Origin of the sequence: Alkalihalobacillus sp. MEB130, assembly GCF_032335535.1 — a bacterium.
Lineage (GTDB): Bacteria > Bacillota > Bacilli > Bacillales > Bacillaceae_D > Halalkalibacter.
The window spans coordinates 188,588-207,227 of sequence record NZ_JAOANA010000001.1; the positions used below are offsets into that span (position 1 = coordinate 188,588).

The 18,640-nt window shown below is 40.2% G+C and carries 19 protein-coding genes and 1 riboswitch; of the genes, 2 read left to right on the forward strand and 17 right to left on the reverse strand.

The window, feature by feature from the left end; all coding sequences use genetic code 11:
- Positions 1-10: 10 nt before the first annotated feature.
- Entirely contained in the window at positions 11-1,777 is a 1,767-nt protein-coding gene (locus tag N0O92_RS00975; RefSeq protein WP_315612729.1) for a methyl-accepting chemotaxis protein, read from the forward strand.
- Between the two features lie 97 nt (positions 1,778-1,874).
- Here N0O92_RS00975 and N0O92_RS00980 read toward each other — a convergent pair whose 3' ends face one another.
- From N0O92_RS00980 to N0O92_RS01045, 14 genes are all read right to left on the reverse strand, one after another.
- Positions 1,875-3,572: a methyl-accepting chemotaxis protein gene (locus N0O92_RS00980; protein ID WP_315612730.1), complete on the reverse strand. Its 1,698-nt coding sequence runs from the start codon at positions 3,570-3,572 to the stop codon at positions 1,875-1,877.
- A 202-nt stretch (positions 3,573-3,774) separates the two neighbouring features.
- A complete protein-coding gene (locus N0O92_RS00985) occupies positions 3,775-4,767 on the reverse strand; it encodes an HD-GYP domain-containing protein (RefSeq protein WP_315612731.1) in 993 nt (330 codons plus the stop codon).
- A gap of 81 nt (positions 4,768-4,848) precedes the next feature.
- Positions 4,849-4,919, reverse strand: a riboswitch (cyclic di-GMP riboswitch).
- Between the two features lie 468 nt (positions 4,920-5,387).
- Entirely contained in the window at positions 5,388-6,998 is a 1,611-nt protein-coding gene (locus tag N0O92_RS00990; RefSeq protein ID WP_315612732.1) for a LysM peptidoglycan-binding domain-containing protein, read from the reverse strand.
- A gap of 117 nt (positions 6,999-7,115) precedes the next feature.
- Positions 7,116-7,343 (reverse strand): carbon storage regulator CsrA, encoded by a 228-nt coding sequence (csrA, locus tag N0O92_RS00995; protein WP_315612733.1) that lies wholly within the window; start codon positions 7,341-7,343, stop codon positions 7,116-7,118.
- A gap of 1 nt (position 7,344) precedes the next feature.
- Positions 7,345-7,794: a flagellar assembly protein FliW gene (fliW, locus tag N0O92_RS01000; RefSeq protein ID WP_315612734.1), complete on the reverse strand. Its 450-nt coding sequence runs from the start codon at positions 7,792-7,794 to the stop codon at positions 7,345-7,347.
- A 137-nt stretch (positions 7,795-7,931) separates the two neighbouring features.
- On the reverse strand, positions 7,932-8,297 hold the full coding sequence (locus N0O92_RS01005; protein ID WP_315612735.1) for a hypothetical protein: 366 nt from the start codon (positions 8,295-8,297) through the stop codon (positions 7,932-7,934).
- A gap of 196 nt (positions 8,298-8,493) precedes the next feature.
- Positions 8,494-9,075, reverse strand: a complete 582-nt coding sequence (locus N0O92_RS01010) for a DUF6470 family protein (RefSeq protein ID WP_315612736.1) — start codon at positions 9,073-9,075, stop codon at positions 8,494-8,496.
- Between the two features lie 24 nt (positions 9,076-9,099).
- Positions 9,100-9,972, reverse strand: a complete 873-nt coding sequence (gene flgL / locus N0O92_RS01015; RefSeq protein ID WP_315612737.1) for a flagellar hook-associated protein FlgL — start codon at positions 9,970-9,972, stop codon at positions 9,100-9,102.
- 15 nt (positions 9,973-9,987) lie between these two features.
- Positions 9,988-11,556 carry a flagellar hook-associated protein FlgK gene (gene flgK / locus N0O92_RS01020; RefSeq protein ID WP_315612738.1) on the reverse strand — a complete coding sequence of 523 codons (1,569 nt, stop codon included), beginning with the start codon at positions 11,554-11,556 and terminating at the stop codon, positions 9,988-9,990.
- A 21-nt stretch (positions 11,557-11,577) separates the two neighbouring features.
- Positions 11,578-12,072: a flagellar protein FlgN gene (locus N0O92_RS01025; protein ID WP_315612739.1), complete on the reverse strand. Its 495-nt coding sequence runs from the start codon at positions 12,070-12,072 to the stop codon at positions 11,578-11,580.
- 18 nt (positions 12,073-12,090) lie between these two features.
- Complete coding sequence (gene flgM / locus N0O92_RS01030; RefSeq protein ID WP_315612740.1) at positions 12,091-12,354, reverse strand: flagellar biosynthesis anti-sigma factor FlgM; 264 nt, start codon at positions 12,352-12,354, stop codon at positions 12,091-12,093.
- An 81-nt stretch (positions 12,355-12,435) separates the two neighbouring features.
- Positions 12,436-12,879 carry a TIGR03826 family flagellar region protein gene (locus N0O92_RS01035; RefSeq protein ID WP_315612741.1) on the reverse strand — a complete coding sequence of 148 codons (444 nt, stop codon included), beginning with the start codon at positions 12,877-12,879 and terminating at the stop codon, positions 12,436-12,438.
- Between the two features lie 62 nt (positions 12,880-12,941).
- Entirely contained in the window at positions 12,942-13,643 is a 702-nt protein-coding gene (locus N0O92_RS01040; protein ID WP_315612742.1) for a ComF family protein, read from the reverse strand.
- Positions 13,640-15,004 carry an ATP-dependent helicase ComFA gene (locus N0O92_RS01045; protein WP_315612743.1) on the reverse strand — a complete coding sequence of 455 codons (1,365 nt, stop codon included), beginning with the start codon at positions 15,002-15,004 and terminating at the stop codon, positions 13,640-13,642. The genes N0O92_RS01040 and N0O92_RS01045 overlap by 4 nt, the downstream gene beginning before the upstream one ends.
- Positions 15,005-15,099: 95 nt before the next feature.
- On the opposite strand from N0O92_RS01045, the gene N0O92_RS01050 reads away from it, so the two are divergent.
- Positions 15,100-15,282 (forward strand): hypothetical protein, encoded by a 183-nt coding sequence (locus N0O92_RS01050; RefSeq protein WP_315612744.1) that lies wholly within the window; start codon positions 15,100-15,102, stop codon positions 15,280-15,282.
- Positions 15,283-15,330: 48 nt separating this feature from the next.
- On the opposite strand, the gene N0O92_RS01055 is transcribed toward N0O92_RS01050, so the two are convergent.
- The 3 genes from N0O92_RS01055 to N0O92_RS01065 all read right to left on the reverse strand — a co-directional run bounded on the left by N0O92_RS01055 (position 15,331) and on the right by N0O92_RS01065 (position 18,474).
- Positions 15,331-16,182 carry a DegV family protein gene (locus N0O92_RS01055; protein ID WP_315612745.1) on the reverse strand — a complete coding sequence of 284 codons (852 nt, stop codon included), beginning with the start codon at positions 16,180-16,182 and terminating at the stop codon, positions 15,331-15,333.
- 400 nt (positions 16,183-16,582) lie between these two features.
- Positions 16,583-17,290: a response regulator gene (locus N0O92_RS01060; protein ID WP_315612746.1), complete on the reverse strand. Its 708-nt coding sequence runs from the start codon at positions 17,288-17,290 to the stop codon at positions 16,583-16,585.
- A 50-nt stretch (positions 17,291-17,340) separates the two neighbouring features.
- Positions 17,341-18,474 (reverse strand): sensor histidine kinase, encoded by a 1,134-nt coding sequence (locus N0O92_RS01065; protein WP_315612747.1) that lies wholly within the window; start codon positions 18,472-18,474, stop codon positions 17,341-17,343.
- Between the last annotated feature and the right edge of the window lie 166 nt (positions 18,475-18,640).

Consider the following 18,640-nt stretch of genomic DNA (forward strand, 5'->3'; position numbering starts at 1 on the left):
GAGGAAAGATATGGGCATTCGAAGATCTGAAAAATCGAAAGAGAAAAAAGAAAAGAAGCAAACTAAAGGCAAAAATCCATCTCGTTTTATGCAGCTTACGATTAAAAAGAAATTGATTAGTAGTTTTCTAGTAGTAGCCATTTTGTTTGGTGTTGCTAGCGTTGTTTCTTATGTGAACTTAAAAGCAACCAATGAGTCATACACATTTTTAGTAGACAACGTCGCTGAATTACGTTCGATTAGCCAGAGCATTGATACATTAATTAGCAATCAGACGAGTGACCTTAGAGGTTATCTTTTATATGAAGACGAAACGTTTGCAGATAGTTTACGAACTCAGAATAATGAAGTCACTGCATTAATTAACGAAGCAAAGGAAATGGCTGTTCGCGAAGAAACGTATGAGCGATTTGACCGACTCGCGACATTGAATAATATTTTCATTAGTGAGACTGAAAGAGCCATTAATGTTTTCCGCTCTACACCCGATCACGGCATTAGAATGGCTAATGAAAACGTAGTACCTATTAGTCAGGAAATGCGTGAAGCGTCAGAGTCATTAAGTTCTTGGCTACATGAATACTTAGAAGAACAGCAAGCGGCAACTAGTCAAGCAGCCCAGGCGACCGTTGTTTTACTTGTTATCGTGAGTGGGGTTGCATTCATCATTGCCATCGCAAGCGGCGTGATCGTATCCACTATCATATCAAATCCAATCCGTAAACTTAGCGATTCTGCCAAGCAAGTCGCTGCTGGTAACCTAACGACTGAACGTACAACGGTGAAAAGTCGAGATGAAGTTTATGAGTTAAATCAAGCGTTTAATCAAATGACAGATAACCTGCGTGAAATGATCTCAAGCATTCAATCCAATGCTGAACAAGTTGCCGCTTCTTCTGAGCAACTAAACGCAAGTGCCAATGAATCTGCTAGAGCAACAGATCAAATTACCGAGTCAATTCAATCTGTCGCATCTGGTTCTGAGAAACAAGTAGAAAGCACAACAACGGCCAATGAAATGTCGAGTCAAATTTCAGACGGTGTAGAAAAAATGGCGAACAATATTTTTGCTGTTTCAGATGCGACAACAACAGCTCAACAAAAGTCTAACAACGGCTTAGCAGTTGTGGAGAAAACTGTTAGCCAAATGAACGTTATCAACGAGAAATCAAGTCAAACGTCAAAAGTAATTTCTAGCTTAGAGGAAAAATCTAATGAAATTGGCAACATTATCTCCCTTATTACGGCTGTATCAGATCAAACGAACTTATTAGCGTTAAATGCAGCAATTGAAGCTGCACGCGCTGGGGAACACGGTAAAGGGTTTGCCGTTGTAGCCGATGAGGTTCGTAAATTAGCAGAGCAGTCCAATACGTCTGCTCATCAAATTAGCACGTTAATTAAAGATATTCAAAGTGATATCAAACTGTCGGTTACTTCGATGAACGAAGGCAGCGCAACGGTAAAAGAAGGTCTTGTGTACGCCGAGGAAGCAGGAACCGAGTTTAAAGACATTTCTCAATCCATCAATGATATTTCCAGCCAAATTGAGGAAGTATCGATTGCTCTTCAACAAATTGCGATGTCGGCTGTCTCAATGAATGAATCGATCGGAGAAGCAGCGCAAATCGCTGAGAATGCGTCTTCTTTCTCTCAAAATGTCGCTGCCTCAGCCGAAGAGCAAACAGCAACGATGCAAGAAATCTCTGCATCAGCTGAAATGCTTTCTAAAATGGCCGAAGAACTACAAACGACGGTTAAGAAGTTTACTGTATAATAAATATGAAATGCCCTTAAGTATTAATACTAAGGGCATTTTTATGTACAAGGAAAACCCGAATCTAATTGCGATTCGGGTTTCTTGCTATATTTATTTACACCTTAAACTTCTTCACAGATTCTTGTAACCCTTCTGCCATTTCCGATAAGGTTGTCGCAGCGGATGCTACTTCTTCCATCGTTGCATTTTGTTCTTCGGCAGCGGCCGCTACTTCTTGAGTATAAGACGAAGATTCTTCGGCTAAGTTGGTAGCTTCATCGATGAATGATACCATCGAGGCCATTTGTTTTGTAATTTGATTAACGGCTGTTGATACTTCTTGAATTTGTGAGGTAACTTGCTGAACCGATTCAGAAATGCCTTCAAATTCAGTACCTGCTCTTTGAACAGATTGCTCTCCCTCACCGACAGCATGTTTGGCTTCGTCCATGGAGAGAACAGATTGTTTAATTTCTGTTTGAATATCTTGAATGAGAACGCGAATTTGTCCTGCAGAATGACTAGATTGTTCAGCTAGCTTTCGAACTTCGTCTGCAACAACAGCAAAGCCCTTTCCGTGTTCTCCCGCTCTCGCTGCTTCAATCGCAGCATTTAAGGCTAGTAAGTTCGTTTGCTCGGCTACAGCTGTAATAAGTGTGACGATGTTTCCTATTTCATTAGATTTGTTGCCTAGTTGTTCAACCACTTTTGAAATTTCTTCTGTTTTTTGTTGAATAAGCTCCATTTGGACAATTGATTGGTGAATCACTTTAGCCCCTTCTTCGGCCTTTTCTTTTGTCAGTTGAGCTGAATCTGTTACGGTTTTTACATGACTCGTAATTTGCTTCATATTTCCTGATATTCCAGAAGCTGCTGAATTGGCTTGACCGGTTGTCATCACTTGATTTTCAGAACCAGACGCAACAGATTGAATCGATTCTGAAATTTGATCGGTAGCTCGACTCGTTTCTTCTGCTCCTGCTGATAATTGTTCAGAAGAGGCTGCCACTTGCTCAGACGTTTCGATTACTTCCTTAATGAGCAATGATAAATTTTCTTTCATCGATTGATAGTTTTGAGCTAGCTGTCCAATTTCATCTTTAGAACGATCGTTTACGTTTGTTGTAAAGTCTCCGTTTCCAGCCATCGCTAGAGCTTGTCCAACGTTTGCCAACCGCTTTCTAATTTGATTTGCAAATAAAAGGACAACTACAACTGCAATTGCCACACCAATGACAAGTACGACGATAAGTCCCGTCAAAATTTTAGATATGGTCTCATCAATAAAGTGCTGAGACACTCCGACAAACCACATTCCGATTGTAGTACCACTAGCATCTTTAATAGGTTGATAAGCCGTCTGACTCATAACACCAGCTACATTCGCTTCCCCAAAGTAGTTATGTCCATTTTGCAAAACATGCTCGATGATCATATCTGACGCTTGTGTCCCAATCGCCCGCTGTCCATCTACTAATACGTTCGTAGTGACACGAGTATCATCTTGAAAAATTGTGACCGTCCCACCCGTCATTTCTGCGATATAATCGACCATCTCAAAATTATCATTGACTTGTGTCTCTCCTTTATAAAGGGAACCATCTTTGATTTCCCACTCTCCAGGATAGCGTTGGTCAATAGCCTTAAAAGACAAATACATATCTGAACGAGCTTTTTCAACCGCACTATCTTTTACCCCATCTGCGACTAGATGCTGTACGACGATTCCAATCACTATAGCAAAAATGAATAGAATCGTTAAAACTAACACGTTAATCTTTGTTGCCATTTTCATGTTATTAAACGTTTTCATGGTTGTCCCCCGAGTTAATTTAATGAATACTATCTTAATAGTCTTATAATCAATTCTACAATTTTCGACTTTTTTACACAATATACAACAATATTATACATTAGTTGTATTTACACTGTACATATAGGGAAAAAGTTAGTCATAAGGAAAAAGAGAAAGGTTGCTACTTCTTGTGTGTAAGCTCCCTTTCTCTTCTCATTAATCAATTCTTTTCTCTTATTATACTCTCCACAATTATAGTAGGCTGATCACTCAAGTTTATTTCTTTATTCACTTCTAGCAGACGAACAATCGGCCGATGTGGATTGGATTGAATTCTTGTTACAATGCCTTTTCCTTTGCTTCCTATATTCAACTGAACCTGAGTGCCTGGCGGGTAACTAATAATGGCTTGACTAAAAGCGAGAACAACTCGGTAACTATACGTCGTTTCAGATAACGCCATAATTTGTTCAATCGCTTCGTGTGGCAGGTATCCTTCTTTTGAGATCATATGATCATAATCATTTGCAACCGTGCATATTTGTGCAAATTCCAAAATTTGATTGTCCGAAAGCTTGCGCGGATATCCTTTTCCATCGAATGTTTCATGATGCTGATAAGCAATATGAGCTGACACCAAACTAATTTCACGGTTCGCTCTTATGATGTCAAACCCGACTTGCGGATGATCCTCTTTGTTTGTAGTCCTTGTTTTGCCAATGTCATGCAGCAAGCATCCTACTCCTAAATCATTAAGCTGGCTATATGTATAACGTAGCTTTTTCCCTATCTGCAAAGCAATTAACGTAACGTTCACCACATGCGCATATAAGGCTAGTCCTTGATCCACCGCCGTAGTCGGAATAAGCATAATCGCATTACGCTTTTTGACTTCTTCAATTAATTTTTTCACTGCTTGTTGAATGGGGATAAGTGGCAAAGACTGATTCGCTTTTGAAGCTTGATACGCTGTTTCTGTAACTGCTATGATATCCAACCAAGTTGGCATATCCATCATTTCTTCTAGTGAGATCCCATGTGATTTTGCGTCTTCTATAAATAAGTATTTGACACCAATCTCCACTAACTTCGCATGATACTTCGGATGGATGATCGTTCCTGCTCCTAGCAACACTCTTCGCTTTGAGTCAAAAATCGGCTTAGCTAGTTGCATAGTATGTTGATTGTATTCTTCGATGTGGATCATTCTCATAAGACAAGCTCCTTCTCTTTTATACCCTTTAAAAAAACTGATAGGCGAATACCTCAAAACAGATATACACCTATCAGTTTTTTCGGCAACCCGGCTACCATAGTCTTTTCCTTAGGCCCGTGGCTTTGCGTCCAAGTTTGCTAGTATCGTTTAAATGTTTTCTCTCTTAGTCTATTTTACACAATTCTACATATTTATCATAGATTATACAGAGAGATTTTACATTATTATATTTAACTGTCTCTATGACATGAGAGAATAAATGAGGGCCTTTATTAAAAAAGCCGCATTGGATTAAACCAATGCGGTACGTTTTTTCAACAGTATTATGAAGGACTTTCTCTTTAGGTTTCTGCCTTCAATTGTCCCTCATCAGCCTTATGAAGGACGTTTCCTTTTGGTTACTTCCTTGATTTGTCCTTCATCAACCTTATGAAGGACTTTTCCTTTACGATTCGCCTCTATTCGTCCTTCATCGGCTTGGTGAAGGACGTTCTACTTACGTTTCTCCCTTACTTTGTCCTTCATCAGCGCTTCACGAAGAACCGTCCCCCGGGTTTAAGGTTTCTGCCGCAGTTTATCCTTTATGACGCAAGCTAAAAGAACTCCTTCGTCCATCTCTACCTTCCAGCCGCTCTCCTCACTTGCGCCTGCATCGTATCCTGTATTAGTCCATCACTATGACGTTGGCTATTTAAAAAATGAATACAAAAATGGCCGTTGTAATTATTATCGCGAATCACCTGGTCTCCATGTGGCATTGAGTGCATCGCGGCCGCTAGTCGTCTTCCATCAACTTCAACGATAATTGCTCGAGGTGTCCAGTTAAAACTTCCTCCCCAAATTTCCCTAATGGTTTGCGTGTCTCTTGCCGTCAATGGCTCGCTATCAGCATGGTTACCACCCATAGTATGTCTCACTTGAAACGTTCTTCCTGTGTCAAAATCTGTAATGGTTGCAATTTTCCCTGTTGAATACACATATCTAGCCTCTGTCCACCAATCAAGCAGTTCTCCGTGACGAGCACTAACCACAGGTCTCACTGGGACATGAAAGACCGGAACCCTAATGGTTTGACCAACCCTTAACGTACTACGATCTGTCATATTATTAAAAGTTAACAACTCATTAAAAGGAACTCCATATTGCAGACTAAGTCCCCACATTGTATCCCCAGAACGTACTGTATGCGTCGTTTCGGTTCTTGTTACCGTTTGGTTTTGGGTAGGGGAAGAAGTACCTGATGTGCTTGGGATTGTTAACACTTGTCCAATATGAATCATATCTGAAGGTAAATGGTTGGCTTCTCGCAAAGCCTGTACCGTCGTTTGAAATCGATTCGCGATTGCGAAAAGACTATCTCCAGCTACAACCGTATAAGTAGTTGGGTTACTTGACGGTGGTGTATTAGCCGTTGGAGTGGTAGCAGAGCCACTAATCGTTAACACTTGTCCAACAAAAATTAGATCTGATGATAAATGGTTGGCTTGGCGCAGGGCTGCTACTGTCGTATTAAACCGGCTAGCAATTCTTGATAATGTGTCTCCAGCTACAACTGTGTACGAAGTAGTTTGAACCGATTGTGCTCTTTGTGACAGTCCAACAGTATTTGCTCGTGCATCTCGTTCGACTGTCATTCCTAAGCTATCCCCTAAAAATCTAACCGGAATCATCGTTCGACTATTTAATATAATGGAATTTGTCATCGGTACGGATCTGCCATTTACTTGAGCTGTATTGGAACCAACGACGAAAGATATCGTTGTTCCATTGATTTCAATACCGGTTGTATTCGTTCTTGTATCTCTCCATATCCCCCCACCAAGTGTTTCTGTGATTTCCCGCAATGGAACGTAAATGGTTTTATTCATTAAAATAGGAGGCTGTTGTAATCGTGTGATTTGCTGACCATTTATAAATAAAGTTGGAAAACTTTCAATTTGGCTTGAAGCAATGGTAGCTTGAGACGTTGAAGCTTTCACATTATCATTTAGATCAGAAAGCAAAAACGTGACAATAATAAAAGACCCTACGACTACTTTAACCGTCTTCACTCTAAACAAAGCATGTGCTGAAACATAGCGCTCTGCTTCCGTCTGTAATTCGGAATAGTGTTGTTCGTTTCTTTGGCCAAGCTCTTTGGCAAACTCCGTAGAAGACGAGGCTACATAGAGGTAGGCAACAAGTTCTCCGTTTTCCTCTTTTAATTGGTGATGTTCAAACAAGGACAATATAAACACCTCTTTTTTAGCTAGTTCAACTTGTAGAGTCTCCTTTTCGTTTCAATTTATGAAATAAAAAAAACTAGCTACACCGAAAAAACGGAGTACCTAGTTATATTACACATTTTATTTTTTAGTCTGAACAAATCCTTTTAAAACATCAACAGATACGGTTTTCGCTGCCGCACTGTTTTCTTCTTGTATCGCCAAATACACTTCTTTACGGTGAATCTCAACATGTTTCGGTGCGTCAATCCCAATCTTGACTTGGTCTCCTTCAATTGAGATAATCTTTAGTTCAATGTCGTCACCGATTTGTATGGCTTCTTGTATCTTTCTAGAGAGAACTAGCATCTTACTTCTCCCCCTTTGTGGTCACCGTTTCTTTAAAAATCGCATGCTTTGTTTCATACGGGCTGTTGCTCATTAATAATTGCTTTCCTTTTTGCTTATTGGCATTAATAATAACAGGTGCTTGTAAGTTGGCTGTCGTGTCATTGAATGGCTCTTTTACCGTAAGCATGACAAAAGTAGCAACATCTTCAGGTTTTTCAATCTCTAGCGCCTCAATCGTCGAATCAGGTAATTTCACTTCATAGCCAGGCACAAATTCAAATGGATTAATAACGATAAAAGCTACCTCTGGTGTTTTTGTTGATTGAAGCACCAAAAACGGCGTCCCTTCTTCTAATGGCAGAAGAACAAAAGAAGTTTCCGTTTCAAATGCTGGAATGCCTTTTTCAAACATTAACACTGTTTTTTCATCTACTTCTATATGCCCTTGATATTTCGTCTCTAGTTTCATGTTCCACTCACCTTATCCATCTAGACTATACTGTTTTTATTGTATCATAACGATATCACGAAACCCAAAATGACCCCTTTTTCTCTTCAAACAAAAACAATCCCCACAAACAGAAACTCTTCGTGGGGAAATAAACATTATAAGCTTTTCAAATGGGCAATATCTCGTTTGTTCTGTTGGGTTTCTTGAAATAGGAGGTTAATGTCAGCCGTCATTTTGTAGTAGGAGAGTTCTAGTTTGTCAATGCGTTCAATTGTTTCTTCTCGGAGTGTTGTGATGTCTTCTGAATTTTGAGCTGTCATCTTAATAATGGAGTCTAGTAAGCGTTCATGTTGATCAAGACGAGTTTCTACTTTATCTAGGCGTACTTCTATCTTGTCTAAACGATCCTCTATCTTGTCTAAGCGCATTTCCACCTTGTCTAAACGTTCATGCACCCTTTCAAATTGCTTGTCCATCTTCACATTCATCTGTTGCAAAAGCGTTAATATTTCTTGCTCCATCAAAAGCCACCTCCTTATTTTGAGAACGAGTAATAGTCGTCTCTCCATCAGTTTATGTCGAAGCAGAACAAATGTAAAGCGGTTTTGTTCCCTCTTCCTATTTTATGTCATTTCCCCAGAAAACCATTGTCGATTTCCCGGGAAAGGTGGAAATTATTTCTCGGAAAATAAGAAAAAAAGTCGCATCAGCGACTTTTTATAATCCCAGATTTACATTCCCTCCAACAGCTTGAAAGGAAATATGGTTTTTCTGCCTGATATAAGTTTCCGTTTGCCATTTCGGAATGTCGATGTAGGGGTCCTTTTGCTGAACGGTCACTGTAACAGGCTGAACGTTGGCCCTTGTTGTCACCTGGCTCGGTTGAAACGTAATGTTCACCCGGTCCATTGACTTTGGCATATAGCCAAGTGTTGCTTGTTTTTCAGGTCTTTCACTATTCACCTTTGAGATTCGCGCTAACGCACCTGTTCCATTTTCAATCCGCATCATTTGATCGCCTTGTTGAGCGGTTCGGGCAATAAACTGAGCCACTTTGCTCTTTCCACTTTCCAGATATTCCTTATTCTGTCTTAGAGTTGGGACTAGATTTGCATCTGCAAAAGCCTCTGTTTGATCAATGTGCATTTTTGAAGCAGTTTGGCTAATTTCAATAAGGCCATGATGGTTTTGATGAATCTTCATGTCAGGACTTTCTTGCCTTATTTGCAGGCCTGGGCGTTGAGAGCGGAGTCCAATTAGCGCTTCTGTCTGGTGAATTTGTATGGAAGGTAGCTGCATATGACTCTGCCCCTTTCTACCTTACTATCTTAAAAAGTCCATAAGTGTAGGCTGAATAATTCTCGCCCCAGCAGATAAAGCTGCTCGGTGTACACTTTCTTGAGTCATCAAATCAATGATCACTTGTTCCATCTCTGCATCTTCATTATTAGACATAATTCTCTTCGCAATCACTTCTTGTTCCATAAGACGGCTTTCCATCATTTGTACACGATTGACTCTTGCACCAAGCTCGGCTCTCTCAGCAACGAAATTGTTTATATGGCCAAACATCGTATCAATGAAACCAGTGAGTTCATTCCCTGTCATCGCTTCATTTTGCAATGCAGCTTCAAGAGCTTGAATGTCCGTGAACAATTCATTTGAGAAGACGTTTTGCGGGTTCACATTTACTTGAACAGAAACACCTTTCATCAACTCAATTTCCACAGGTTGCGCATTTGTTGTCACGACTCCATTTTCAACAGGAGCTGTTGTTGTATTCATTCCGTTAAAGATATATTTATTGCTATTTTTTGAGTTTGCTATCGATTCCAAGTGCTCACGTAATTGGGCAACCTCTTTAGCCATATTGGCACGCTCTTCAGGTGTGTATGAATCATTCGCTGCTTGTGTAGCAAGCTCTCGAATTCGAGCAAGCGCTTGTGTCCCTTGATCAAGGGCTGAGTCAGTCGTATCCATCCAGTTATAAGCTTCAGCTAAATTCCGTTTGAACTGCTCGACCTCTGTTACTTGAGAGCGGTAGCGCATCCCTTTCATCGCTACAACTGGATCTTGCGAAGCACGGGTAATTTTTTTTCCACTTGCTAGTTGGTCTTGAATTTTTCCTAAGCGATCATACCCCTGATTAATATGTCGCAATGAGCTTTGAGAAAGCATCATTTGTGTCACTCGCATGTTTGTCACCTATCCTTACCTGCCGACTACACCCATCCCGTTAATAATGCGGTCTAGCATTTCATCGACCATTGTTATATTTCTTGCCGCTGCATTATACGCATGTTGAAATTGAATTAACATTGTCATTTCTTCATCCAGTGAAACGTTACTAACGGAACTTCTACGATAATCTACACTTTCGCGTAGCGCTAGGTTGCTGCTGTGCATTCTCATCGCTTCTGATGTATCTACCGCCATTTGACCAATAATGCCTTGGTAGAAACTACTTACCGTTCCGTTATCTCCATTAAACGTTAAGATACGATCTTTCACATTTGCTAACGTTCTGGCATTTGATCCATCGCCTGCAAAAACTCCATCTGTTCCACTTGCTGCTGCAATATTGTTTAAACTAGCAAGAATGTCAGCATGAACCTTCACTTGGCTAGCTGCACCTTCGCCGTTAGGACCTGTAGTTCCTAGATCAAATAACAGCACACCTTGTCTAGCTGCTTGGTTGCCAGAAGCAAGTGTATATCCTTCACTGTGCACAGCGTTCAATTCTGACATAAACACATACGCCAACTGATCTAAATTATTTAACATATCCGGATACAGACCTTTTACGATACCGTCATTTGAAACAAATCCATATGCTTCAATTAAGGCTTTCAGTTCTCCTCGAGGCATGCTGTCCAACTCAATGGTACCTACAGGCGTATTCGGTTCAGCAGCTAATCGAAGTGTAAAGCCATTCACCATTTGATTGTCATCATAACTAATTGAAAACTCTTTTCTCTCTTCTAGCCCTTTCGCATCAACTAGTTTCATATTTTCAATAGGTTGTCCTTGATCATTTACTAATAAAACCGTAACCGCACCCTCAGCTGCTGGGTTAGGGTTTCCTCCACTTTTTTCTCGTTCAACCTTAATATTCATAATGCGAGATAATTGATCCAAAAGACGATCTTGTTCATCATACAAATCATTCGTCACATAGCCATGTGGCTCGGTTTCTCTAATTTGAGCATTAATATTTTCTAATTGACGCAAAATGGCATTCGCTTCGTCTTTCGTTACTTCGATTTCATTTTGATAGTCACTTTGAATCGTCGTTAATGAAGAGTGCAAAAAGGTAAACGTTTCAGCTACTGCGACTGCACGTTGGCGAACAACTGATCTTGCACCTGAGTCCTCTGGATCAACCGATAAATCTTGAAAAGCCGTCCAAAGCATATCAATTTGTCTACTTAACCCTTGCTCAGATGGTTCATTTAAGATATCTTCCATTTTTTCTAATGCATTGTAGCGCGCATCCCAATATCCTACTTTGTTGTTTTCATTTCGATATTGAACATCAAGGAATGACTCTCGCACACGCTGAATCGATCCCGCTGCCACCCCTGTACCGAGATGACCTGGAAGACGCGGCGCATTTAATCCAATCGACGGATATGGTTCTGTTTGAGTAAAGTTCACACGTTGTCTTGTATAGCCAGGTGTATTGGCATTCGCAATGTTATGCCCTGTCGTATGCAATGCAGATTGCTGGGTCATCATCGCTCGTCTTGCTGTTTCTAATCCGTGAAATGTTGATTGCATATATTCTTCCTCCGGTTTCTCCTACGCTTTTGAGTCAAAGAGCGAGTGCCCGCCTTCCATCGGCTGATCGTCTCTATCTTTTGGGTTATAGCTTATATCTTCTTTATGCGGAATCATTAAGTCTAGGGAAAGGTTTACAAACCGCAACGATTCTTCAATTAATGCTTGATTCAATTCATTTTGTTGCTTTAATTTGATCACATGAGTAATCAAGATTTTTTGCAATTCATCGAATTTTGTTTGCTCCGCTTCTTCTACATGTTTTTTTACATCCGACAACGTTGCGCCTTCTTTTGCCTCTCCCTTTTCAAGCAAAAATGTTCGTACGACTTTCGCACGAAGCATTTCTGTTGTTTGAAGCTGCCGAGCTAGCTTGGACTCTTCTCGAATCAATTTTTCTAGGACTGGCATATCGCCTTTTTTAATAGGTTCAACCTTTTTTACAGCAAGATCGATTAACCCTTCATGAATCTCAATCAAACGTTCCATTAACTGAGCAATTGCTTTTGCAGACATGCCATTCCCTCCTTCTTCTTACTGATTCCAAAACTCATAAAACTTATTGGCCACAGCTTTTGAGTCAACTTTGTATTCACCAGCTTCAATTTGTTTCTTTAATGCGTTCACTTTTTCTGCTCGTTCTTGCTCCATCTTCGTACCTTTTTGCATTTGCAACGCTTCAGAAGAAATTTCAAGCTTATCTTGTTTAGAAGAAACGGTTGCTGCTTTTTCGCTCTTCTCTATTTGTTTACGGTATGGGTTCTGTTGTATGGATTGATATGGATTGATTTTCATCATTCTCACCTCACTAGAGTATGTATAATAAAACGTACCGATGATCCTTTGCTTTTATATCGGCACGTTTTTCACTATTGTTAACTACTTTTTCTCAAAACGGTTATTTAACGCTTGATAAGTCGAAACAGACGATGCACGTTCTTTTCGCTTTTCTTCTTCTTTTCTTTGTTCAAATTCTTTTTCCTTATCAATCTTTTCCAGCCCTGATTTAATATTGTCTGTACATGATGCACACAGTCTCGCTTCTTGAATAATCGAACCACATGACTCACATGGATATCCTAAGTTCGGAAAGTGTGTAACGAGCAAACGGCCTTCACGAACAAATTGGTGAATTTGCTCTAGAGGAACGTCCGTTTTTTCATGTACTTCTCGAATGGAAGCCATTCGGTTTTGTTTTCGTCTCATAAATTTCGAGACCGTCTCAAAGTTCGTTTCTTGCTCTTTATAACAATGTTGACACATTGGTCGAAGTGCTTTTACAAAGATTTGTCCACACTTCGGACAGTTTGCTACATCTTTCATAGCGTTTCCCCCTTCTCATGGTACCATGATAACGAATGATCATAAAGTTGATAGCCAGTTTCTTATCTTGCAACGGTTAACGAACTGACATTTCTTGCTCCGTTCCGCGTAAGGATACTAGCTGCTTGTCTTACCGTTGTTCCCGTTGTATAAATGTCATCAATGAGAACAAAATTTTGATTACGTACAGTAGCCCCCACTTTTAGAGAGAAAGGACTGTGCGTAATTTGGCTTACTCTTTGCTTGCGGTTTTTCTTACTTTGCTTTTCTCCTTCTCTCCTATGTAGTATATCGGCACCTTCAGCCCAATTTTGCATAAGCAATTTTGATTGATTAAACCCTCTTGCCTGAAGTCGTTTAGAACTTAGTGGCAAGGCAACTGGTACATATCCTGAAAAATGGGTATGGTAAAGCATTTCTAGTTTTTCTGCAAAAAAGGTTGCGACGATGGCATCTCCTCGAAATTTATAGGTTGAGAGCCATTCTTTTAAAAAAGAATTGTACTCATAGATCGATACATTTTTTTCGAACCCTCTGACACCTGATTGCTCCCAACGCCAGCAATCCAGACACTGTTCTCCTTTTACGTAATAGGAGCGTAATCCATCCAGTGAACGCGAACACGTCACACACCTTTTGCCAGAAATCGAAATCAGCTTCGACTCACACATTTGGCAAATGTTACTCGATTTTCCTAACATAAAAATCCTTAACCAACCTGGTTGATCAAAATACATTTGATGACATGCTAAACATCTGTTCATGCCCGTCCTCCCTCTTCGTTCATCTGTTCGATGTGACGCCGCGCAGCTTTCATTGCTTTTGTGACACCATAATGAAAAAAGATGACCTCTCCTGTTGGAGTTTCTTTTTTCCGACCGACTCTTCCGGCAATTTGCACTAACGCCGCTTCCGTAAACACATCATTCTCTGCCCCTAGTACAGCCACTTGCACATCAGCAAACGTCACCCCTCGTTCAAGAATCGTCGTTGTTACCATAATGGAGACGTGACGATTTCGAAACGCTTGAACAGCTTCATGACGCTTTGGATCAGCCGCATGAACAGACGCATGTTTAATTGACTGGTTCTGTAACGCTTCGGAAACCTGTGTGAGGATAGAGACGGATGGGACAAATAAAAGAAGTGGTTTCTTTTTTGCTTCGTATGTTTGGATCCAATCGAGGACAACACTCGGAAGCTTATTCTTTTTCAAGCGCTTTTGCCAATTTCCAACCCACTTGAAACACGGAACCGGTAGTGGAAAGCCGTGATAACGCTTTGGAATTTTTACAACTTGAAGATGAGAAGTTTTTAAAAGTGTAGATGAGGGAGTAGCACTTAATAAGATCGTAGAAGATGTTGGCTTTTTCGCTTGTTCTACAGCGTACTGAAGGCTTTTATCGTATGAGAACGGAAACGCATCTACTTCATCAACAATGACAACATCAAATGCTTTGTAAAAACGCATTGTTTGGTGAGTGGTCGCAAGGACAAGTTGGGCGTTCGCGTGGCGGTCTTTGCTACCTCCATATAAAGCTGTCATACTGATATCCGGGAAACTTGCTTGTAGGCGTGGGTATAATTCTTTTACAACATCCGTTCGCGGTGTCGCTAAGAGAGCTCTTTTTCCAGTTGCAAATGCTCGTTCTAAACCATGGAAGAGCACTTCCGTTTTTCCAGCTCCACAAACAGCCCAAACTAAAAGAAATGACTTCTGCTCCACCGCTTCAACGACTGCCTCGGAGGCTACTTTCTGTCCAAGAGACAATTCTCCTTTCCAGCGCAGACTATTTTTTATGATAGGTTGTGGTATCGGCGGGCCTGCCCACACATGCAAAGGTTGACAGCTACTGATTTTGCCTAACATGAGGCAGTGGCGACAATAATGACAAATCGTTTGACAACGAGCGCAATGATGAGAACCCAGCAAACTTTTATCCTTATTTCCACAGCGCACACAAGAGTAGCGGCTGCCACTTGTTTGTAACCCGCTCATTTGTTGTACATATCCTTTTTGAACCGCTTCTTGAATGAGTGTAGTTTGATAAGGAATTTCAGAGAGAAGAAGTCGTTTTCCGGCAAGAACGAGTGAAAGTGATTTTAATTGTGGGGAAAGTTTCATAGGCACACCTCGGTTAGGGTCATTTTTAGAGAGGAGAAGGAAGAGATTTCGTAGTATGATATTGATAGAGAACAAGAAGAAAAGAGAGGTGCCTTATGATTAAAAAATATGCAAAAGTTTGGTTTGCAGCTGTATTTTTACTAGTCGTTTTAATGTTGAATACGTTTTTCGATTTACCTAGTGGGGCGTTACTCGGTTTATTTGCGTTTTACCTTGTTTCGATATGGGTATTTGATGTGGTAAAAATGAAAGCTGAGGAAAAGAAGGGGCAAGTTTAATGAAAGAGCATGCTAGTTATAACCAACATACTCTTAAGTGATGAAGCTCTATTTTTTTTGCCAAGATAGGCCGAGGCTGCCTGCTCCTAGATGCGTTCCTATAACCGGTCCGAAATAGCTAATATTCACGTCCACTGTTTTGAAACGCTCTTGAATGGTTGCTTGCAACTGCTTGGCCCCTTCAAGATTATCGGCATGAATGGCGGTTGCGATAAAGTCGCCGCCTTTGTTCACATCTTCTTCTAGTAGCGATAACATTCGTGATAATGCCTTTTTCTCTGTTCTTACTTTTTCAAAAGGAACAATGCTTCCTTCTTCAAAGTGCAGGATCGGTTTGATCTTTAACAGGTTTCCGACAAAAAGCTGAGCTCCAGATAGCCGTCCTCCACGATGCAAGTGGTTTAAATCGTCTACCATAAAATACGCTCTTGACGTTTCTTTCATGGCTGTTAGTTTTTCAAGAATGGCTTCAGCCCCTGCGCCTGCATTTGCCATTTTCGCTGCTTCTAACACGTAATAGCTTTGCGGGGCACAACTTATTTCTGTATCAAAACCAAATACGTCAATTCCCTCTACCATATCTCCAGCACTTACAGCGGATTGAAACGTTCCACTAATTTTACTAGACAGATGAATCGTTACGACTTGTTTGTAGCCTTTGCTTGCTAATTGTTCAAATAACGTAACAAAATCGCCAATCGCCGGTTGAGACGTTGTTGGCAGTTGTTCGGCTGTTTTCATCTCTTTATAAAACTGGTCGGTTGTAAGGTCAACCTCTTCTTCATAGGACTTTTCACCAAAAACGACATTCAGTGGGACCATCTCAATGGATAATTCTTTGCGAATGTTTTCTGATAAATAAGCTGTACTATCCGTTACTACGGCTACACTTTTATTCATGCTTAGGTCCTCTCTTTTTTCAAGTCTCTGCTTTTCAACACGGAAATCTCTACTATAACTGTACATGGAAATGGCTATGCTTTCAAGCTTTGAGCGCTTTTCTTTCCCAATTAGTTCTTTCATCAACAAAGGCTATTTTCGCATACTTTGTTGTTTTTGGGATCTGTGTTCTCCACATGTTCGTTCCATTGCGCTCCAGCCACTCGCTTTCCGCGGGGAGGTGTCGAGCCTCCACGGCTACGCCAGTGGGGTCTCGCCCCTACCTCTTCATTCCCGCAGGAGTCGAGTGGCTTCCGCTCCATTTCACTACGAGAAAAACTTTACTTCACTGCTACAATCCTTTTGAATACAACCTAAATAAAAAAAGAGAGAATTGAGCGGATGCCCTCTCTCTCTCCTTCTATCTAACAATCACATAGCCTTTTTTGATGGCTTCTACTACGGCTTGAGTCCGGTCGTTCACATTCATTTTTTGTAGAATGTTACTAACGTGGTTCTTAACCGTCTTTTCACTAATATATAATGATTCTCCGATCGCACGGTTGCTTTGGCCGTCTGTCATCAGTTGAAGTACTTCACACTCACGACGAGTTAGAATATGTAATGGTTTACGATATTCTACTTCACGGTAACCAATTGACTCTTCATGAATGTCATCTTCGGTTGCTAGTCGGCGATATTCATTAATTAAGTTATGTGTTACTTTCGGATGAATGTACGCGCCTCCTGATGCAACGACTTTTACCGCTTCAATTAACGCTGAAGCATCCATTTCTTTTAACAAATAGCCAGAAGCTCCTGTTTTTAGAACGTGTGTCACATAGGTCTCATCATCATGAATCGATAAAATTAACACTTTTGCATTTGGAAACGTTTGAATTAATTCTTTTGTTGCTTCTACGCCGTTCATTTGCGGCATATTAATATCCATAAGAATGACATCAGGACGATGAAGTTTTACTAACTCAATCGCTTGAGAACCGTCTTGTCCATCTGCTACAATATCAAATTCTGGCTCCATGGCCAAAATTCGTTTTACTCCTTCTCGAAATAACTGATGATCATCAATGATTACAATTTTAATTTTATCTGTCATTGCTTCATTCATCATTTTCACCTCTTCTTTAGCTGACATAGTTTTCACTAGTTACATAGTGTTTATTTGCTAGAATTTAACGGTACGCCAATAATGACTACCGTTCCTACGTTTACCTTCGATTGTATTTTCATTTCACCTTTGAGCATGTTCACTCGTTCTTTCATGCCAATTAACCCAAACGATCCTTCTTTTTTCTGCGATGGATCAAATCCTTTTCCATCATCTTTAATTATCATTATAACCTTGTTTGGTTTTATTTCAATTTTGACTTGAATTTCTTTCGGTTCTGCATGCTTATAGGCATTTTGTACCGATTCTTGGACAAGTCGAAATAGTGCAATCTCGAACTCCTGAGGAAGGCGAGTGTCTTTACCAAAATGGTGAAACGCTACAGCTACTTGATTATGTTCTTCAAATGTCTTTAAATACTTTGTTAACGTCGGGATTAACCCTAGGTCATCTAGCGCCATCGGTCTCAAATCATAAATAATTCTTCTCACTTCTGCAAGAGAATTTTTTACCATTTTTCGCAAGTCTCTTATCTCAGTTAACGCCTCTGCAATGCCTTTTTCTTGATAAATTCGTTCAATTAGCTCAGAACGAAGCATCATATTGGCCATCATTTGCGCAGGTCCATCATGAATTTCACGAGAGAGTTTTTTTCGTTCCTCTTCTTGTGCTTCGATGATTTTCAGCCCAAATGCTTGTTTTTCTTTCGCATCTTCAATCACATCGGTAACTTGCTTAATGTCACTAGAGAGAAATTTATAAACGACTGACATTTGCCCTGCTAATTGTTCCGCACGCATCACGGTGTCTTTTAACCCAATTAACCTGCGTTCAATTTGATCGCGCTTATCACGCAATTGAATTTCTTCTTGCTTTAAAACGGCTAATTGAACTTGGTAGTTATTTGCTTGTTCATAAGCTTGCCGAACTTCTTCGTTTGTAAATTTATTAAAAGCTTTACTAACTTCAACTAGACGACTGCGAGCAAGTCTTGCATACATTTGTGTTTGGTCCGTCTTGTCAATGACTTCGGCTACTTTTGTTCGAACTTCAATTAATTCTCGTTCAAGAGCCGTTAATTCATTTCGGGATTGCTCTTCAATTTGATAAATTTGTTCGCGACTTTGCCCAACCGTATCCAATGTTTGATCGATTATTTGATCTAATACTTTCGTGTCTTCCATGCCACACCAACCCTTAGTTGAAGTTAAAGCGATCCATTTGCTAAGTAAAAAAGAATTCGATATTCTTATTTTACAACATCTTCATTAAAATAACTTTATAAATTCCATTATTTTAAATGATTTTCATTAGCAATTATAGGTATTTGGGGGCATGTCCCCTTGCTTC

Coding starts and splice junctions, on each gene's coding strand:
- N0O92_RS00980 (WP_315612730.1), bottom strand. CDS start 3,572: ATGAAAACGTTTAATAACATGAAAATGGCAACAAAGATTAACGTGTTA.
- N0O92_RS01050 (WP_315612744.1), top strand. CDS start 15,100: ATGATTAAAAAATATGCAAAAGTTTGGTTTGCAGCTGTATTTTTACTA.
- flgM (WP_315612740.1), bottom strand. CDS start 12,354: ATGATGAAAATCAATCCATATCAATCCATACAACAGAACCCATACCGT.
- N0O92_RS01045 (WP_315612743.1), bottom strand. CDS start 15,004: ATGAAACTTTCCCCACAATTAAAATCACTTTCACTCGTTCTTGCCGGA.
- N0O92_RS01035 (WP_315612741.1), bottom strand. CDS start 12,879: ATGAAAGATGTAGCAAACTGTCCGAAGTGTGGACAAATCTTTGTAAAA.
- N0O92_RS01010 (WP_315612736.1), bottom strand. CDS start 9,075: ATGCAGCTACCTTCCATACAAATTCACCAGACAGAAGCGCTAATTGGA.
- N0O92_RS00985 (WP_315612731.1), bottom strand. CDS start 4,767: ATGAGAATGATCCACATCGAAGAATACAATCAACATACTATGCAACTA.
- N0O92_RS01065 (WP_315612747.1), bottom strand. CDS start 18,474: ATGGAAGACACGAAAGTATTAGATCAAATAATCGATCAAACATTGGAT.
- N0O92_RS01025 (WP_315612739.1), bottom strand. CDS start 12,072: ATGTCTGCAAAAGCAATTGCTCAGTTAATGGAACGTTTGATTGAGATT.
- N0O92_RS00975 (WP_315612729.1), top strand. CDS start 11: ATGGGCATTCGAAGATCTGAAAAATCGAAAGAGAAAAAAGAAAAGAAG.
- N0O92_RS01005 (WP_315612735.1), bottom strand. CDS start 8,297: ATGGAGCAAGAAATATTAACGCTTTTGCAACAGATGAATGTGAAGATG.
- N0O92_RS01040 (WP_315612742.1), bottom strand. CDS start 13,643: ATGAACAGATGTTTAGCATGTCATCAAATGTATTTTGATCAACCAGGT.
- fliW (WP_315612734.1), bottom strand. CDS start 7,794: ATGAAACTAGAGACGAAATATCAAGGGCATATAGAAGTAGATGAAAAA.
- N0O92_RS01060 (WP_315612746.1), bottom strand. CDS start 17,290: ATGAATGAAGCAATGACAGATAAAATTAAAATTGTAATCATTGATGAT.
- flgK (WP_315612738.1), bottom strand. CDS start 11,556: ATGCAATCAACATTTCACGGATTAGAAACAGCAAGACGAGCGATGATG.
- csrA (WP_315612733.1), bottom strand. CDS start 7,343: ATGCTAGTTCTCTCTAGAAAGATACAAGAAGCCATACAAATCGGTGAC.
- flgL (WP_315612737.1), bottom strand. CDS start 9,972: ATGCGAGTGACACAAATGATGCTTTCTCAAAGCTCATTGCGACATATT.
- N0O92_RS01055 (WP_315612745.1), bottom strand. CDS start 16,182: ATGAATAAAAGTGTAGCCGTAGTAACGGATAGTACAGCTTATTTATCA.